Genomic DNA, 17249 nt, shown 5'->3' with positions numbered 1-17249 from the left:
TATATTAATCATCTAATTAATTAAACTAAATAAGTATCGTTATGAAACTATATATAAAATCATTAGAAACGTATTTCATTTTAATATGTTCTTTTATCTCGGTTTGCGTCAGTGCACAGCAAGATCCGGAGTATACACAATATATGTACAACACTATGGCCGTAAACCCAGCTTATGCTGGGTCTACCGGCACTTTAGAAGCAGCTCTTTTGTATCGCTCGCAATGGGTTGGAATTGAAGGAGCGCCAGAGACACAATCGTTTACTATTCAGTCACCGCTTAGAAATGAGCAAATAGGTTTAGGATTAAGCATTGTTAATGACAAAATTGGACCATCAAATGAATTATATATTGATGGAAATTTTGCCTATTCTATTCCTCTTGGTTATGAAAAAAGACTGGCATTTGGTCTTAAAGCGGGTATGAGAATGTTAAATGTTGACTGGTCAAAAGGGAGATACTACGATCCAAATGATGTTTTGTTAAATCAGAATATTGACAACCAGGCAAAATTAGCCGTTGGGGCGGGAGTTTATTATTATACTGACAGATGGTATTTAGGACTTTCTGTTCCGAGTTTTATTCAGAGTAATTATTACGATGATATTCAGGAATCAGTAAACTATGATCGTTTGCATTATTACCTGATGGGAGGTTATGTTTTTGATTTAAATCCAAATTTAAAATTCAAACCCGCATTTTTGGTAAAGGCAGTAAGTGGAGCGCCATTAACTGCTGATATTTCGGCGAATTTTATGATTGCTGAAAAATTTGTAATAGGAGGTTCTTATAGAACAGACGATTCTATAAGCATCCTGGCAGGTTTTCAAATATCTAGAAGTTTTTATATCGGATATGCTTTTGATTACACCGTTAGCGATCTTAACAAATACAACGATGGATCGCATGAAATTATCTTGCGTTACCAGTTTAACAAAAACGAAAGTAAAATTAAATCTCCTCGATTCTTCTAAAAGTAAAACCTATGAAAAAATTATATATCCTAAGTTTAGTTTTGAGTTTTACATTTAGTTTTGCTCAGACTAATTTAAAAAAGGCAGATGCTCTGTTTAGAAATTATGCGTACGCTGATGCTTCAAAAGCCTACGAAGAAATTTTACAGAACATTAAAAGCCCGACAGCGCAAACTTTAAAGAATGCTGCCGATTCATATTATTTCATTTCAGATGCCAGAAATGCCTTAAAGTGGTATAAAAAACTATATGAGGTGCAAGGCAATAATTTGACAGATATTTACTACTTGCGTTACATTCAGTGTTTAAAAGGTGTTATGGATTATGACGAAGCAGATAAAATGACAAAAGAGTATCTTTCTAAAAAAGGAGATCAGAATGAAATAAACAAATACGTTGCTCAAAAGAAGCAGATGGATAGTTTATCTAAAGCGAAATCTCTTTATACAATTAAAAATCTGGATATTAATACAAGTAAATCTGATTTTGGTGCCACTTTTTTTCAGGATCGGGTAGTATTTACTTCTGCTAGGGATACAACAAAGTTTAGCGAAAAATTGTATACCTGGAACAATCAGCCTTTTTTAAATTTGTATACTGCCGAAAGAAATCCTGCAGATGGAAGTTTGTTTAATGAAACAGTATTTCTTCCAAATGTAATGACCAAGTATCATGAAGCAACTGCCTCTTTTGACGCAGCCGGAAAAACAATTTATTATTCGACAAACATTGTCAAAAAGAATAAATTGGTTATCGATGAAACCAAAACGAATAATTTTCAAATTATTAAAGGCGATATTGTAAACAATAAATTAGAAAATCCACAAAAGGTTTTCTTTGACAGCGATGATTATTCTGTTGGACATCCTTCTTTAAGTGAAGACGGACAATGGCTTTTCTTTGCATCAGATATGCCAGGAGGTATTGGAGAAACTGATCTGTATTACGTAAAAATTGCTGCCGACGGAACAATGAGTTCTCCTATTAACCTTGGATCAAAGATTAACACAATTGGAAATGATCTTTTTCCATATTTCCGTAACGGAAAGCTATATTTTTCTTCTGATGGACATTACGGTTATGGCGATTTGGATGTGTACGAAAGTTCACTTTTAGCAGATGGTAGTTTTTCAACCCCGGTAAACTTAGGACCTCCAATTAATAGTAATAAAGATGATTTCGCCTTTATAATTGACAGTCAGGAAAATTACGGTTATGTTTCTTCCAATAGGTCAGAAGGAAAAGGAGATGATGATATTTATTCCTTTACCAAAGGAAAACCTGTTTGCAACCAAAGTATCTCCGGAATGGCAATAGACCGTAAAACAAAATTACCACTTACCGATGTTTCCATTATGGCTTATAATTCTTATAGTGAAGTTCTTGGCGAAACCAAAACAAATTATGAAGGTAAATATGCTATTGAAGTTCCGTGTGGAAAATTAGTTAAAATGATCGCCGCAAAACCAAATTATAGCAGCGATGATAAAACAGTAGAAACTACCAACGAAAACGGAGGGGAGATTAAGGATGTTAATTTCGAATTGAGCAATTACGATGATTTAGTTGTTAAGAAAAAAGGAGTTGAAAAAGTAGATGTTAACCCAATATATTTTGACTACGACAAATACGACATCACACCACTTGCAATTGAAGAGTTAACAAAAGTGGTTTTTATTATGAAAAAATTTCCAAACATCAGAATCAAGATTGAATCGCATACTGATTCCCGCGGAAAAGATTCGTATAACATGAAACTTTCTGATAACAGAGCTAAGTCAACAAGAGATTATATTGTTTCACAGGATATTGATCCGTCCAGGATTGAAAGTGCAATTGGTTATGGGGAAAGCCGATTGATTAACAAATGTAAAAATGGAGTAAAATGCACGGAAGAGGAACATTTGTTAAATAGACGTTCTGACTTTATCATTATCCAAAAATAGTTTTATATTTGCATTCTAATTATTTGATAATCAGAGTAAGAATATAAAATGAAGAAACCATTTGGAAGTTGGTTTTGTTTAATTCTTTTTTAAGAAAAGTGGACAAGAAGAAAATCAGGCTGCAATTTGTTGTTGCCTGATTTTTGATTTTTAAAACTTTTGTTTTTTGATGTTTTTCAGCGAAAATAATTCTAATTTTGATATTCAGTTATTCAACATTACAATCCGCATCATTTTAATATTTTATGAGTATTCAAGAAACAATTCAGGCTTTACGCGAAGAACTTAATCAGCACAACTACAATTATTATGTGCTAGATAATGCCACAATTTCAGATTATGATTTCGATATTAAATTAAAGCAGCTTCAGGATCTGGAAGAAAAAAATCCTGAGTTTTTTGATGAACATTCGCCTACGCAACGTGTCGGTGGAACTGTTACCAAAAATTTCAAAACCATTGCCCATCAATATCGTATGTATTCTTTGGATAATTCCTATTCTAAAGAAGATTTATTAGATTGGGAAAACCGAATTCAGAGAGTTTTAGGGAATGTTAAATTAGAGTACACCTGCGAATTAAAGTATGATGGTGCTTCTATTAGTATTACTTATGAAAATGGAAAATTAACTCAGGCATTAACCAGGGGAGATGGTTTCCAGGGAGATGAGGTTACAAATAATATTAAAACGATAAAATCGATTCCGTTACAGCTAAAAGGAAATTATCCGGATAAATTCGATATCCGTGGTGAAATTATTTTGCCTTTAAAAGGTTTCGAAAAAATGAACCAGGAATTAATTGAGATTGGAGAAACGCCTTATTCAAATCCTAGAAATACAGCCTCAGGAAGTTTAAAATTACAAGACAGTGCTGAGGTTGCAAAACGCCCGTTAGAATGTTTATTATATTCTGTGACGAGCAGTAACTTGCCATTTTCTTCTCAAATTGAAGGGCTGGAATCTGCAAGAAAATGGGGCTTTAAGGTTCCAAATGAAGCCAAGCTTGTTAATAATATGCAGGAAGTTTTTGACTTCATCGATTATTGGGATATTCATCGCCATAAATTACCATATGAAACTGATGGAGTAGTTATTAAAGTAAACAGTATTCAGCATCAGCAAGAATTAGGATATACTGCAAAATCACCACGTTGGGCTATTGCCTATAAATTTAAGTCAGAACAGGTTTCGACTAAATTAAAATCAATTTCGTATCAGGTAGGACGTACGGGAGCAATTACTCCGGTTGCAAATCTAGAACCGGTACAATTGGCAGGAACGATCGTAAAAAGAGCTTCCTTGCACAATGCAGATCAAATTGAGAAATTAGATATAAGAATAAATGATACTGTTTTTGTTGAAAAAGGCGGAGAAATTATTCCAAAAATTATTGCTGTTGATTTAGAACAGCGCCCTGAAAATTCAGTAAAAACAGAATATATAACCCATTGCCCGGAATGCCAGACAGAACTGGTTCGTTCAGAAGGTGAAGCAAACCATTATTGTCCGAATTTCTACGGATGTCCTCCTCAGATTATTGGCCGAATTCAACATTATATTTCAAGAAAAGCAATGGATATTGAAGGACTTGGTGGTGAGACGGTTGCATTATTATTCAATAACGGATTGGTTCATAATTATGCTGATTTATATGAGTTAAAGGTTGAAGATGTCTTACCTTTAGAAAGGATGGCGCAAAAATCAGCTGAGAACCTGGTAAATGGAGTTGAGAAATCAAAAGAGATTCCTTTCGAAAGTGTTTTGTTTGCACTGGGAATTCGTTTTGTTGGTGAAACAGTTGCTAAAAAACTAGCGAAACATTATAAACACATGGATGCACTAAGCAAAGCTTCCTTAATGGAACTAGTTTTAGTTGATGAAATTGGAGAACGAATTGCAAAAAGTGTAATTGAGTTTTTTGAAAATGAAGAAAATCAAAAAATAATTGAACGTCTAAAAAGTTATGGAGTTCAATTTGAAATAGTAGAAAAAATCAATCCCAATGCTACAGAAAAATTCATCGGAAAAACTTTTGTTGTTTCAGGAGTATTTGCTCAGTTTTCGAGAGATGAATTAAAGAAAACAATTGAAGATAATGGAGGAAAAGTTGGAAGCTCCATTTCTGCAAAAACTGATTTTGTGGTCGCAGGAGATAATATGGGGCCTGCCAAATTAGAAAAAGCGAATAAATTAAATATTCCGATATTATCTGAGGAAGATTTTATAACTAAACTGAATGAAAGCGAATAAACCGTCGTTGATTTTGTATTTTCTGGCGTTGCTGCTCACCATTATTTTTGATTGGGCAGAGCAGGATTTTCTGGCAATCTATGCAAAAGCAGTAGTATTGCCAGCAATATTCTTTTATTTTTTCATAAGCAATGAATCTAAGTTAGGAAAAACAGAAGGCTTTATATTTCTATTTTGTTTTGTAGGTCAGGTATTTGATTTGATGGATGTTGAGGTTTCGGAAATTGGTGCAGTTTTAAGTTTTTTGGTAGTTTATCTTCTTCTCTTAAAAATTTTCATAGTAGAGCGAGAGAAAGTTAAATTAAGTAAAAAAGACATTCTGCCGGTATCAATAGTAGTGATTTTTATAGTTTATTTGCTCGTTTCGGTTTTAAGTCTGCAGTCAGATAATATGAAAAAGTACAATGCACTCTATACTATTTACGGTATTGTTCTTAGTATTATGAGTTATTTCTGTTTTGTGCGTTATATCGTAAAAGGTACACACATTGCCCTAATAATGTCTTTAATGGCAGTTTGTTATATATTTTCAGATATATTTTATATTTTCAATGAATACTTTTCGCACTCTGTCGTTCTGGTTTTGATTCGTGATGTAACACAAATTCTAGCCTACTATTTTATGGCCGAATATTTTCTCGAAAGATCAAAAGGGCAAAGAAAAGTATTATACAATGATTGATTTTCCCTGATTGGTGTGAGCTTTATTTTTGTCAAAATAAAAATCGATACGGCCTAAGTTTATTCCGTAACAACCAACCTGATTAACCAATACATTTTCGCCGGCCTTATTTTTCACAATAGTTGGTTTGTCCAAAAACGTATGCGTATGCCCACCAATAATTAAATCAATATCTTGTGTTAATTCAGCCAATTTCAAATCACAAATTTTAGATTCGTCATTTTTATAATTATAGCCTAAGTGAGAAAGACAAACTACTAGATCGCATTTCTCTTCCTTTTTTAGCCTTTGCGTCATATCTTGTGCAATTTCTACAGGATCATTATATACAGTTTCTTTGTACATTTTCTTGTCAACCAAACCATCAAGTTCAATTCCTAATCCAAAAACGCCAACTTTAATTCCGTTTTTATTGAAGATTTTATAAGGTTTTACAAGGCCATTCATTACGGTATTTTTAAAATCATAATTTGAATTGATAAATTCAAAAGTGGCGTGAGGCATTTGTGCATGCAAACCATCAAGACCATTATCAAAATCATGATTTCCTATGGTAGACGCATCGTATTTCATCATACTCATTAGCTTAAATTCAAGCTCGCCGCCGTAATAATTAAAATACGGAGTTCCCTGAAAAATATCACCTGCATCTAACAGAAGTACATTTGGGTTTTCCTTACGGATAGTTTCTATAAGAGCTGCTCTTCGTGACACACCGCCTTTATTTGCATTACGAGGATCATCAGCCGGAAAAGGATCTATGTGGCTGTGAACATCATTAGTGTGTAAAATAGTTAAGTGCTTAATATCGTTAGATTCAAAACTGCTTAATGACAAACCTAAACTCAATAGGGCAGTACTTGCGGCTGTTTTCTCGATAAATTCTCTTCTTTTCATTGTATATTTTTTTTGCTTAAGCGCAGTAATTTTAATTTTTGTCTCGTAATGTTTTATTCAACTGTAATTCGAACATCGTTTTTAATCGGAATAGTATCAACTTCTTTAAAATAATCAATTAAGACGTTTCTGATTTTGTAATTCAGGTCAAATTTAGCAGTAGCTTTTAAGAAGAAATTCATGTTGTCTCCGCCATTGGCCAAATAATCATTTGTAACCACATAATAGGTTTTACTAACATCAATAGGTTTTCCCTGAATCAGAATGTTTTTCGCTGTATTTTCTTTTGATATCGTAAAAGTCATTCCAGCTAGAGGTTGAGGTTTTTTCTCCTTAATAATATAGCTGGCAATTTCAAGAATTTGATTACCGCTTAATGCAAGAACAATCAAACTGTTTTCAAAAGGCATAATTTCATAAGCTGTTCTAGTTGTTACATTTCCTTTTGGTAATATAGCACGGATTCCTCCATGATTCAATAAACATAAATCGATGTCTTTCTTCTCACGCGCCTTAAAAACTAAATTCCCTCTTTGCAAACAAACATCGGCCATTAAACTTCCAATGGTAGTTTGCCATTTTCCGGTACTTTTATCCAAAGTTTCTGGGCAATAAGCCAAAATACTGTCTAAATCCTTATTAATATGATCGCGATATGGTTTGATGAAGTTTTCAATTTCAGGAGTTTCATTTGCTTTTTCTGTTACCGGAAGCTGTTTTCCTTCTATCTTCGTTAGATTATAATTTTTCTGACTGCAGGAAAATATAAAAAAAAGTGTTAAGAATATAACAAAAAGTTTTAAAAATCCGTTATACTTTTTTAGTTTTACCATCTTAAATGCGACTTAAATAATTAATTTTGTAATTGGTAAAAATACTATGTTTTTAAATTATATAAAGGAATTTTTTGTAAAAAAATCATTAAAAAATAACCTGCATATTGAAAAAAACGAAGTGTTTACTAGTAATGTGCAAACAATTGGTCTGCTGATAGATGAAAGTGGATTTCGTCATTCAAAGGAATTGGTAAAAGAGCTGATCCTACAAGGGATTGTCTCTGAAAACATAAAAATCGTTGCATATAGAGGTAAATTAAAAAAGAAAAAAACATATTCGAGACCTACTTTTTGTAAAAAACAGATCAATTGGAAGGGAGAGTTTACTGAAGAATTTCTAAGTGAATTTACTGATACAGAATTTGACCTTTTGATTAGTTACTATGAAATCGAAAAACCGATTTTAATGATGACAACAAGTAAATCAAAAGCGAAGTTTAAGGTAGGATTTTCTTCGGTCGATAAAACATTAAATCGATGGATGATTGATACCGAAATGGAAAATTATAAACTATTCATTTCCGAATTGTTTAAGTATTTAAAAAGTATAAAATAAATTATAAATAGAATATGCAATCATTAATAGGAACTGGTGTTGCGCTTGTAACCCCATTTAAAAAAGACTTTTCAGTTGATTTCGAAGCGTTGCAACGCATCGTTAATTTTTCGATTGATGGAGGAGTTGAATATCTTGTTGTTATGGGAACAACAGCTGAAAACGCTACTTTAACACAAGCCGAAAAAGAATTAGTTATAAAAACAGTAATTGATACTAACAAGGGAAGATTGCCTTTAGTTCTTGGTGTTGGTGGTAATAATACAATGCAGATTGTTGAGGAATTAAAGACAGGAGATTTTTCTGCTTTTGAGGCTATCCTTTCTGTTTCTCCCTATTATAATAAACCAACGCAGGAAGGAATTTATCAGCATTTTAAAGCTATTGCAGAAGCTTCGCCAATTCCGGTAATTTTATACAATGTTCCTGGGAGAACATCTAGCAATATGTTGCCCGCAACGGTAGTTCGTCTGGCTAATGATTTTAGTAATGTTGTAGCAATAAAAGAAGCAGCCGGCGATATGGCTCAGGCTATGCAACTGATAAAAAATGCACCAAAAGATTTTCTTGTAATTTCTGGCGATGACATGATCGCTTTACCAATTGTTTTAGCTGGTGGAGCTGGGGTAATCTCAGTTATTGGGCAGGGATTTCCAAAAGAATTTTCAGAAATGATCCGTTTGGGTCTGAATAAAAAAGTAAGTGAAGCTTTCAAAACGCAATACTTTTTATCAGATTGTATTGATATGATTTTTGAACAAGGAAACCCAGCTGGAATCAAACAAGTGTTTCAAGCCCTTGGTATTGCTGATAATACAGTGCGTTTGCCTTTGGTAGCTGTTGATGATTCATTGGCAGAAAGATTAAACAAATTTGTTAAAAGCAGTATTAAAGTAGAGTAAATTTGCCGGTATTTTATTATACCAAAAAATATTTTGTAGTAGCTAAATTAATAACTAAATTTGCCACCGGAACTTCGGTGTGATTTTGCTTTGGCATAATTGTCTACGAAATCATAATAAAAGTAAGAAAATGAAAAAAATAGTATCTCTATTAATTGTTGTTGTCCTTTTTTGTTCTTGTAGTGATTACCAAAAAGCTTTGAAAAATGAAGATGTTGCGGCAAAATTTGAAATGGCAACAAAAATGTATGATGCTGGAAAGTACAATAAATCAATTCGTCTTTTTGAACAATTAGCACCATCATATAGAGGTAAACCTCAGGCTGAAAAGCTTTTTTATATGTTTTCACAATCCTATTACAAAACAAAACAATATTATTTAGCTGGTTATCAGTTTGAAAGTTTTGTTTCAGGTTATCCTCGTAGTGAAAAAGTACAAGAAGCTGCGTTTTTAGGTGCATATAGTTATTCAAAATTAGCTCCGGTTTATAGTTTAGACCAGACTGATACGGTAAAAGCTTTAGAGAAATTACAAGCGTTTATTGATAATTATCCAAATTCAGAATACATTGCTCAGGCTAACGAAGCGGTGAAAATTTTGAATGGTAAATTAGAGAAAAAGGCATATGAAAATGCTAAAGGATATAATACTATTTCAGATTACAAATCTGCATTAATAGCTTTTGATAATTTTATTGCTGATTTCCCTGGAACACCTTTTAAAGAAGATGCATTGTTCTACAAATACGATTCGGCATATAAATTAGCGATAAACAGTATTCCTTCAAAAATGGAAGAGCGTTTAAATGTAGCTAAAGTGGCTTATAATAACTTATTAAAGTTCAAAAGCGACACAAAATATAAAAAAGAGGCAGACGAAATGTACGCCAGAGTTGAAACAGATTTACAAAAATTTACTAAATAAATAAAGTCATGGATTTAAAAAAGACGAATGCTCCTGTAAATACAATAACATATAATAAAACTGTTATTGAAGAGCCAACAGGAAATGTGTATGAAGCAATTACCATTATGGCTAAAAGAGCAAATCAAATTAATTCTGAAATAAAAAAGGAATTAACTGAGAAATTAGAAGAGTTTGCTACTTATAATGACAGTCTTGAAGAAGTTTTTGAAAATAAAGAACAAATTGAAGTTTCTAAATTTTACGAAAAATTACCAAAACCACACGCTTTAGCTGTTCAGGAATGGTTAGACGGAAAAACTTATCACAGAGGTTCAAACAAATAATATAGTATAATGTCAGTTTTAAACGGGAAGAAAATTTTACTAGGAGTTTCTGGTGGAATTGCAGCCTATAAAACAGCCTCATTAGTACGACTCTTTATAAAAGCAGGTGCACATATCCAAGTGATAATGACACCTGCTTCTAAGGATTTTGTAACTCCACTTACGTTATCAACGTTATCAAAAAATCCTGTACACTCTACTTTTTTTAATCAGGATGATGAAGATGCAGTTTGGAACAATCATGTTGAATTAGGTCTTTGGGCTGATTTAATGTTAATTGCTCCGGCAACTGCTAATACATTATCTAAGATGGCTACAGGAAACTGTGACAATCTTCTTATAGCAACTTATTTATCAGCTAAATGTCCTGTTTATTTTGCTCCTGCAATGGATTTGGATATGTATAAACATCCTTCAACTTTATCCAGTTTTGCAGCCTTAAAACAGTTTGGAAACGTAATGATTCCGGCAGAAAGTGGTGAGCTTGCCAGCGGTTTGTCAGGAGAAGGAAGAATGGCTGAACCGGAAAATATTATTGCTTTTCTTGAAGCAGATTTAGAAAGTAAATTACCGCTCAAAGGAAAAAAAATACTTATTACTGCGGGACCAACATACGAAGCGATAGATCCTGTGCGTTTTATTGGAAACCATTCCTCTGGGAAAATGGGTTTTGATATAGCTAATGAAGCTGCAAAATTAGGAGCACAAGTAATTTTAGTTGCGGGTCCAACCCATTTTAAAGTAAAAAATAGTTTAGTTGAAGTTGTAAATGTGGTTTCGGCCCAGGAAATGTACGACGCATGCCATTCTTGTTATAATCAGGTTGATGTTGCTATTGCGGCAGCGGCGGTTGCTGATTATAGACCTAAAGTTGTTGCTTCTCAGAAAATTAAAAAAGCTGCAGATGAATTCACGATTGAGCTTGAAAAGACAAAAGATATTTTAGCATCATTGGGAGTAATTAAAAAAGATCAGTTTTTAATTGGTTTTGCGTTGGAAACTGAAAATGAAATTGAAAATGCTAAGTTGAAAATTCAGAAAAAAAACTTAGATTTGATTGTTCTTAATTCTTTACAAGATGAAGGGGCAGGTTTTAAAAAAGAAACCAATAAAGTTACTTTTATTGATAAGGATTTTAAAATTGAACCAATGGAATTAAAATCAAAAGAATCAGTTGCAGTTGATATTTTAAATAAGGTGATTTCGCATTTTTCAAAATTGTAATTATTTTAAGGTTTCAGAATAAGTATTAGTGTTTTTATATTTACGCCAAGTCAAATAGTATTTTTCTATGAAAAAAATAGTTACTCTTTTAGTATTTTTAATTTTTGGCTTGACACAAGCACAACAGCTAAATTGTACCGTAACTATTAATACTGAAAGGCTACCAAATCCTAACCAACAGGTTTTTAAAACACTCCAGACATCCTTATCTGAATTTGTAAATAAAACAGATTGGACAGGGTCGGTGCTAAAACAAAATGAACGTATCAATTGTTCAATGTATATCACCTTGTCATCAAATAATTCTGACCAGTTTTCCGGAACAATTCAGGTACAATCATCCAGATTGATTTTTAATTCAACTTATTCGTCACCTATATTCAATTTTAACGACAAAGATTTTAGTTTTCGTTACACGGAATATGAGCCTTTGTTGTTTAATCCTACCACTTTTGAGTCAAATTTAGTATCAGTCGTTTCTTTTTACAGTTATTTAATTTTAGGTATGGATGCAGATTCGTTTCAAATGGGAGCTGGAAATCAATATCTTGAAACGGCTCAAAACATTGCAAATGTAGCGCAGCAAGGAGGTTACAAGGGTTGGAGTCAGGCTGATGGAATTCAGAATCGTTATTATTTAATAACAGATATGATTTCGCCGATGTATAGTGATTTGCGTCAGGTTACCTTTTTGTATCATAGTGGTTTAGATAAAATGAGTGATGATTTAAAAGGTGCTAAAGAAAGAATCAAATCTTCAATACTACTTATAGGGAAATTTAATTCGGTTAAACCAAATGCCTTTTTAACCCGGGTATTTTTTGATGCAAAATCAGATGAGATTGTTTCTATCTTTTCAGGTGGCCCAAGTATTACAGTGACTGATTTGTCTGATGTTTTGAATAAAGTGTCGCCTCTGAATTCTACCAAATGGTCGCAAATTAAATATTAAGTGATTTTTCGATTTACTACTTCATTAACTTCTATAATTACATTTTTATCCTATGATTACTTCGCTGTCAATTAAAAACTATGCTCTGATTGAAAAATTATCAATAGATTTTTCAAAAGGCTTTTCTATAATTACAGGTGAAACCGGAGCTGGAAAATCTATTATTTTGGGTGCTATGGGTTTGGTTTTGGGAAAAAGAGCCGATTTGACTTCTTTAAAAAATAAAGAGGAAAAATGTATTATAGAAGCACAGTTTGAAATTTCTAAATATAATTTAAAAGAATTTTTTGAAGCAAATGACCTTGATTATGAAGATGACACGATTATAAGACGTGAAATTTTACCTTCAGGAAAATCTCGTGCTTTTATTAATGATAGTCCCGTAAATCTTCAGGAATTACAAGATTTAAGTCTGTTTTTGATTGATATTCATTCGCAACAGCAAACTCAGGAATTATCAGATGAAACAGTTCAGTTTAAAATAATCGATGCTATTGCTAATAATTTTGATGTGATTGCCTCATACCAAAAGTTATTGAAGGCTTACAAATCAGATAAATCAAAATTAATTGCTTTACTGAAAAAGCAAAGCGATTCAGGAAAAGAACAGGAATACAATACTTTTTTATTGAACGAATTGATTGCTGCTAAATTAAAATCTGGTGAGCAGGAAGAGCTAGAAGCTGAGTTTGAGAAATTAAATAACGTCGAAGTTATAAAAGAAGCAATAGACAAGTCTTTGGTTATTGCAAATGAAGAGCAGTTTGGGGTTTTTCATAATCTAAATGAAATAAAAGCATCACTTCAAAAAATTGCCCCATTTTCTGTAGAATATCAAAATTTATTTGAAAGAGTAACGAGCGTTGCAATTGAATTTGATGATGTTTCAAGAGAGTTGCAAAACGTTTCTGAGAAATTACTAAATGATCCTGAAAAACTGGAACTTACAAATCAGAAATTGCAATTGATTTATAATTTACAGAAGAAACATCAGGTGATTTCTGTTGATGAATTACTTCAAATTCAGGCTGATTTAGAAAACGCAGTTATTGAATTAGGAAATATAGAAGAAGAAATTACTGTACTAACAAATTCAACAGAACAAAAAGTGGAAGAATTAGATGCCTTTTCAGTGTTAATTCATCAAAATAGAGCAAATGCAATTCCGATTTTATCAAATAAATTGATTTCAATTTTAGAAACATTAGGAATGCCAAACGTTCGTTTTAATATAGAACTTTTACCGTCAGAAACGTATTTCCAAAACGGAAAAGACGAATTACAATTTTTATTCTCTGCTAATAAAGGAACTGATTTTGGATTATTGAAAAAAGTAGCTTCGGGAGGAGAGATGTCGCGTATAATGTTGGCTGTAAAAGCGATCCTGGCTCAATATTCAAAATTACCAACTTTAATTTTTGACGAAATAGATACTGGGGTTTCTGGAGAAATTGCGATCAGAATGGGAGAAATAATGAAAGAAATGAGTAAGAATATGCAAATTTTTGCCATTACACATCTACCTCAAATAGCAGCAAAAGGTGATTCGCACTTCAAAGTATTCAAGTCTACGGTTGGCGATGATACACAGTCAGAATTAAAGCTTCTGTCTCAGGACGAAAGAGTTATCGAAATTGCTCAGATGTTATCGGGTGCAGTTGTCTCAGATTCGGCTTTAAATCATGCCAAGGCCTTGTTGAACTAAAGAAATACTTTATATTTGTCATCTAAAAACGAATTCACTAAACGTAAATAAGCTAATCATTTACCTCACTTTAATGAATAGCAAATGCACGAATAAACAATAAAAATATGATTATAGAACCTAGAATGAGAGGCTTTATTTGCTTGACAGCGCACCCAAAAGGAGCCGAGCAAAATGTTAAAAATCAAATTGAATATATTAAATCAAAAGGAGCAATCGCTGGTGCAAAAAAAGTATTGGTAATTGGAGCATCTACTGGTTTTGGTTTAGCTTCAAGAATCACAAGTGCTTTTGGATCTGATGCAGCTACAATTGGAGTATTTTTTGAAAAACCGCCAGTTGAAGGAAAAACGGCTTCTCCAGGATGGTATAATTCTGCTGCATTTGAGGTTGAAGCACACAAAGCGGGTCTATATGCAAAAAGTATCAATGGAGATGCTTTTTCAAATGAAATAAAAAGACAAACATTAGATTTGATCAAAGCTGATTTAGGTCAGGTAGATTTAGTTATTTACAGTTTGGCTTCGCCAGTGCGTACAAATCCTAATACAGGAGTACTACATCGCTCGACTTTAAAACCAATCGGACAAACTTTTACAAATAAAACAGTAGATTTTCACACTGGAAATGTAACTGAAGTTTCTATAGCTCCTGCAAATGAAGAGGATATTGAAAACACTGTAGCTGTAATGGGTGGTGAAGATTGGGCTATGTGGATGGATGCGTTAAAAGAGGAGAATTTATTGGCTGAAGGTGCTACAACAGTTGCTTATTCTTATATAGGGCCATCATTAACTGAAGCGGTTTACCGTAAAGGTACAATCGGACGTGCAAAAGATCATTTAGAGGCTACTGCTTTCTCTATTACGGATAGTTTAAAATCTATCGGGGGACAAGCTTATGTTTCTGTAAATAAAGCTTTAGTAACTCAAGCTAGTTCTGCTATTCCGGTAATTCCGTTATATATTTCTCTTTTATATAAAATTATGAAAGAAGAAGGAATTCACGAAGGTTGTATCGAGCAAATTCAGCGTTTGTTTCAAGAAAGATTATATACTGGATCACCTGTTCCTGTTGACGAAAAAGGCAGAATCAGAATTGATGATTGGGAAATGCGTGATGATGTTCAGGCAAAAGTGGCTAAACTTTGGGAAGAAGCTACAACTGAAACATTACCGGCTATTGGAGATTTAGCAGGTTACAGAAATGATTTCTTAAACTTGTTTGGATTTGAATTTGCCGGAGTTGATTATAAAGCTGAAGCAAATGAAGTTGTAAATATTGAAAGTATTAAATAATAACTTCTTATTATAAATAAAAAACCATCAACCTAAAGTTGGTGGTTTTTTTATGAATATAACATATCTTTGTTAAAATTTTGAAATTAAAAAAATTGCCACTTTAATACCGCACATCCCATTATGATTTTTTCTTTAATTATACCCGTGTATAATCGTCCAGATGAAGTTGATGAACTTTTAGAAAGTCTCTCAAAATCTGATTATAATGAACCTTTTGAAATTGTTCTTGTTGAAGATGGTTCGTCGATTCCATGTAAAGATGTTGTGATAACTTATCAGGGAAAATTGAATATATCTTATTATTTTAAAGAAAATTCGGGACCGGGAGATTCAAGGAATTTTGGAATGCAAAAGGCGAGAGGTGATTACTTTATCATCTTTGATTCAGATTGTATTATTCCACCTAATTATTTATCAGAAGTTCGAAAAGCTTTAAATGAAGAATATGTTGATTGCTTTGGTGGGCCTGATAAAGCATTGGATAGTTTTTCGGATATACAGAAAGCAATCAATTTTGCAATGACTTCATTTTTGACAACTGGCGGAATACGTGGTGGTTCAGAAAAAATTAATAAGTTTCAGCCAAGAAGTTTCAATATGGGAATTTCTAAAAAAGCTTTTGAAGCATCAAACGGATTTGGAAATATTCACCCAGGTGAAGATCCTGATTTGTCAATTCGTTTATGGAATTTAGGTTTTGAAACAAGATTGTTTTCTGAGGCATATGTTTATCATAAACGCAGAATTGATTGGGAGAAATTCTCTATTCAGGTGCATAAATTTGGAATCGCAAGGCCAATATTAAATAGTTGGTATCCAGAACATAATAAGATTACTTTTTTCTTTCCGACCGTTTTTATACTTGGGTTATTATTAGCTTTTTTACTGTTAATATTCAATATTGATATTTTATTACAATTATATTTCGTATATTTCGTTATAATTTTTCTTACAGCAAGTTATCAAAATAAAAGTATTAAAATAGGGTACTTGTCAGTAATTGCAGTTTGGAAACAATTCTATGGCTACGGAACAGGGTTTTTAAAATCATTTATAAAAATCATTCTTCTAAAGAAAAAACCACAAGAAGCTTTTCCTCGTATGTTTTTTAAAATATAATATGACAAAGGTTATCGGTTTAACAGGAGGTATCGGTAGTGGAAAAACAACTATTGCTAATTATTTTGCAGAAATGGGAGTTCCTGTTTATATAGCTGATGATGGTGCAAGAGCAGTAATGCAATTGGATCATGTTGTAAAAGAAATAAAAAATGTATTTGGAGAAAGTGTTTTTGAAAAAGATGTTTTAAACAGGGCTAAGCTTGCTGAAATTGTATTTAATGATAAAGAAAAGTTAGCTAAATTAAATGCAATAGTACATCCGGCTGTAAAAAAAGATTTTGAGGTATGGTTATTGCGACATAAAAATTACGAGTACATAATTTATGAAGCTGCTATATTATTTGAAAGTGGCAGATATAAAGAATGTGATTATATTATAACAGTAACCGCACCAGAAGAAGTTAGAATTGAAAGAGTCTTAAAACGCGATAATACCACCCCAGCGCAAGTTTTAAGCAGAATGCAAATGCAGTGGAAGGATGAAGATCGAATTTCCAGAAGCAATTTTGTTATTAATAACGTAAATCTTAAAATTGCTAAGGAAGAAGTTGTTAAAATTCTTAAAATTTTAGATATTAAACAAAATCAGTCTTAAATGTTAATATTTGGTTAATGTATTATTTAGTATATTGTTAAAATATTAATTTTG

At 32.5% G+C, this 17249-nt stretch carries 16 protein-coding genes; 14 read left to right on the top strand and 2 right to left on the bottom strand.

From position 1 onward, the window contains the following. Positions 1-41: 41 nt before the first annotated feature. The 4 genes from Q7C23_RS13885 (at position 42) to Q7C23_RS13870 (ending at position 5854) form a co-directional block, all read left to right on the top strand. Complete coding sequence (locus Q7C23_RS13885) at positions 42-974, top strand: type IX secretion system membrane protein PorP/SprF (RefSeq protein WP_375033088.1); 933 nt, start codon at positions 42-44, stop codon at positions 972-974. An 11-nt stretch (positions 975-985) separates the two neighbouring features. Further along, the gene (locus tag Q7C23_RS13880; RefSeq protein WP_375033087.1) at positions 986-2920 is read left to right on the top strand and encodes an OmpA family protein; all 1935 of its coding nucleotides are present in this window, start codon (positions 986-988) and stop codon (positions 2918-2920) included. A gap of 245 nt (positions 2921-3165) precedes the next feature. Then, the gene (gene ligA / locus Q7C23_RS13875; protein ID WP_375033086.1) at positions 3166-5172 is read left to right on the top strand and encodes an NAD-dependent DNA ligase LigA; all 2007 of its coding nucleotides are present in this window, start codon (positions 3166-3168) and stop codon (positions 5170-5172) included. Then, the gene (locus Q7C23_RS13870) at positions 5159-5854 is read left to right on the top strand and encodes a lysoplasmalogenase family protein (RefSeq protein WP_375033085.1); all 696 of its coding nucleotides are present in this window, start codon (positions 5159-5161) and stop codon (positions 5852-5854) included. Before ligA ends, Q7C23_RS13870 begins: the two co-directional genes overlap by 14 nt. On the opposite strand, the gene Q7C23_RS13865 is transcribed toward Q7C23_RS13870, so the two are convergent. After that, on the bottom strand, positions 5840-6751 hold the full coding sequence (locus tag Q7C23_RS13865) for a bifunctional metallophosphatase/5'-nucleotidase (RefSeq protein ID WP_375033084.1): 912 nt from the start codon (positions 6749-6751) through the stop codon (positions 5840-5842). The genes Q7C23_RS13870 and Q7C23_RS13865 overlap by 15 nt on opposite strands. A gap of 53 nt (positions 6752-6804) precedes the next feature. After that, positions 6805-7584 carry a 5'-nucleotidase C-terminal domain-containing protein gene (locus tag Q7C23_RS13860; protein WP_375033083.1) on the bottom strand — a complete coding sequence of 260 codons (780 nt, stop codon included), beginning with the start codon at positions 7582-7584 and terminating at the stop codon, positions 6805-6807. Positions 7585-7630: 46 nt separating this feature from the next. On the opposite strand from Q7C23_RS13860, the gene Q7C23_RS13855 reads away from it, so the two are divergent. The 10 genes from Q7C23_RS13855 (at position 7631) to coaE (ending at position 17195) form a co-directional block, all read left to right on the top strand. After that, positions 7631-8143, top strand: coding sequence for a hypothetical protein (locus Q7C23_RS13855; RefSeq protein ID WP_375033082.1), 513 nt, complete (start codon positions 7631-7633; stop codon positions 8141-8143). 14 nt (positions 8144-8157) lie between these two features. Continuing rightward, complete coding sequence (dapA, locus tag Q7C23_RS13850; protein ID WP_375033081.1) at positions 8158-9045, top strand: 4-hydroxy-tetrahydrodipicolinate synthase; 888 nt, start codon at positions 8158-8160, stop codon at positions 9043-9045. Between the two features lie 130 nt (positions 9046-9175). Continuing rightward, positions 9176-9970, top strand: coding sequence for an outer membrane protein assembly factor BamD (locus Q7C23_RS13845; protein WP_375033080.1), 795 nt, complete (start codon positions 9176-9178; stop codon positions 9968-9970). Positions 9971-9978: 8 nt separating this feature from the next. Further along, positions 9979-10296, top strand: a complete 318-nt coding sequence (locus Q7C23_RS13840) for a DNA-directed RNA polymerase subunit omega (RefSeq protein ID WP_007807938.1) — start codon at positions 9979-9981, stop codon at positions 10294-10296. Positions 10297-10305: 9 nt separating this feature from the next. After that, a complete protein-coding gene (gene coaBC, locus Q7C23_RS13835; RefSeq protein WP_375033079.1) occupies positions 10306-11520 on the top strand; it encodes a bifunctional phosphopantothenoylcysteine decarboxylase/phosphopantothenate--cysteine ligase CoaBC in 1215 nt (404 codons plus the stop codon). Positions 11521-11587: 67 nt separating this feature from the next. Further along, a complete protein-coding gene (locus tag Q7C23_RS13830; protein ID WP_375033078.1) occupies positions 11588-12472 on the top strand; it encodes a DUF4835 family protein in 885 nt (294 codons plus the stop codon). A gap of 52 nt (positions 12473-12524) precedes the next feature. Beyond that, entirely contained in the window at positions 12525-14177 is a 1653-nt protein-coding gene (gene recN, locus Q7C23_RS13825) for a DNA repair protein RecN (protein WP_375033077.1), read from the top strand. A 107-nt stretch (positions 14178-14284) separates the two neighbouring features. Next, the gene (fabV, locus tag Q7C23_RS13820; RefSeq protein WP_375033076.1) at positions 14285-15475 is read left to right on the top strand and encodes an enoyl-ACP reductase FabV; all 1191 of its coding nucleotides are present in this window, start codon (positions 14285-14287) and stop codon (positions 15473-15475) included. A gap of 123 nt (positions 15476-15598) precedes the next feature. After that, a complete protein-coding gene (locus Q7C23_RS13815) occupies positions 15599-16597 on the top strand; it encodes a glycosyltransferase (RefSeq protein ID WP_375033075.1) in 999 nt (332 codons plus the stop codon). 1 nt (position 16598) lies between these two features. After that, complete coding sequence (gene coaE / locus Q7C23_RS13810; RefSeq protein WP_375033074.1) at positions 16599-17195, top strand: dephospho-CoA kinase; 597 nt, start codon at positions 16599-16601, stop codon at positions 17193-17195. Positions 17196-17249 lie beyond the last annotated feature (54 nt).

Source organism: Flavobacterium sp. LAR06 (assembly GCF_041946075.1).
Lineage (GTDB): Bacteria > Bacteroidota > Bacteroidia > Flavobacteriales > Flavobacteriaceae > Flavobacterium.
The sequence above is the reverse complement of the archived record's forward strand: the minus strand, read 5'-3'. Positions and strand labels throughout refer to the sequence as shown.

What these genes read in the sequence shown, in the direction of transcription:
- Q7C23_RS13885 (WP_375033088.1), top strand. Translation starts at nt 42, where the DNA reads ATGAAACTATATATAAAATCATTAGAAACGTATTTCATTTTAATATGT.
- Q7C23_RS13880 (WP_375033087.1), top strand. Translation starts at nt 986, where the DNA reads ATGAAAAAATTATATATCCTAAGTTTAGTTTTGAGTTTTACATTTAGT.
- ligA (WP_375033086.1), top strand. Translation starts at nt 3,166, where the DNA reads ATGAGTATTCAAGAAACAATTCAGGCTTTACGCGAAGAACTTAATCAG.
- Q7C23_RS13870 (WP_375033085.1), top strand. Translation starts at nt 5,159, where the DNA reads ATGAAAGCGAATAAACCGTCGTTGATTTTGTATTTTCTGGCGTTGCTG.
- Q7C23_RS13865 (WP_375033084.1), bottom strand. Translation starts at nt 6,751, where the DNA reads ATGAAAAGAAGAGAATTTATCGAGAAAACAGCCGCAAGTACTGCCCTA.
- Q7C23_RS13860 (WP_375033083.1), bottom strand. Translation starts at nt 7,584, where the DNA reads ATGGTAAAACTAAAAAAGTATAACGGATTTTTAAAACTTTTTGTTATA.
- Q7C23_RS13855 (WP_375033082.1), top strand. Translation starts at nt 7,631, where the DNA reads ATGTTTTTAAATTATATAAAGGAATTTTTTGTAAAAAAATCATTAAAA.
- dapA (WP_375033081.1), top strand. Translation starts at nt 8,158, where the DNA reads ATGCAATCATTAATAGGAACTGGTGTTGCGCTTGTAACCCCATTTAAA.
- Q7C23_RS13845 (WP_375033080.1), top strand. Translation starts at nt 9,176, where the DNA reads ATGAAAAAAATAGTATCTCTATTAATTGTTGTTGTCCTTTTTTGTTCT.
- Q7C23_RS13840 (WP_007807938.1), top strand. Translation starts at nt 9,979, where the DNA reads ATGGATTTAAAAAAGACGAATGCTCCTGTAAATACAATAACATATAAT.
- coaBC (WP_375033079.1), top strand. Translation starts at nt 10,306, where the DNA reads ATGTCAGTTTTAAACGGGAAGAAAATTTTACTAGGAGTTTCTGGTGGA.
- Q7C23_RS13830 (WP_375033078.1), top strand. Translation starts at nt 11,588, where the DNA reads ATGAAAAAAATAGTTACTCTTTTAGTATTTTTAATTTTTGGCTTGACA.
- recN (WP_375033077.1), top strand. Translation starts at nt 12,525, where the DNA reads ATGATTACTTCGCTGTCAATTAAAAACTATGCTCTGATTGAAAAATTA.
- fabV (WP_375033076.1), top strand. Translation starts at nt 14,285, where the DNA reads ATGATTATAGAACCTAGAATGAGAGGCTTTATTTGCTTGACAGCGCAC.
- Q7C23_RS13815 (WP_375033075.1), top strand. Translation starts at nt 15,599, where the DNA reads ATGATTTTTTCTTTAATTATACCCGTGTATAATCGTCCAGATGAAGTT.
- coaE (WP_375033074.1), top strand. Translation starts at nt 16,599, where the DNA reads ATGACAAAGGTTATCGGTTTAACAGGAGGTATCGGTAGTGGAAAAACA.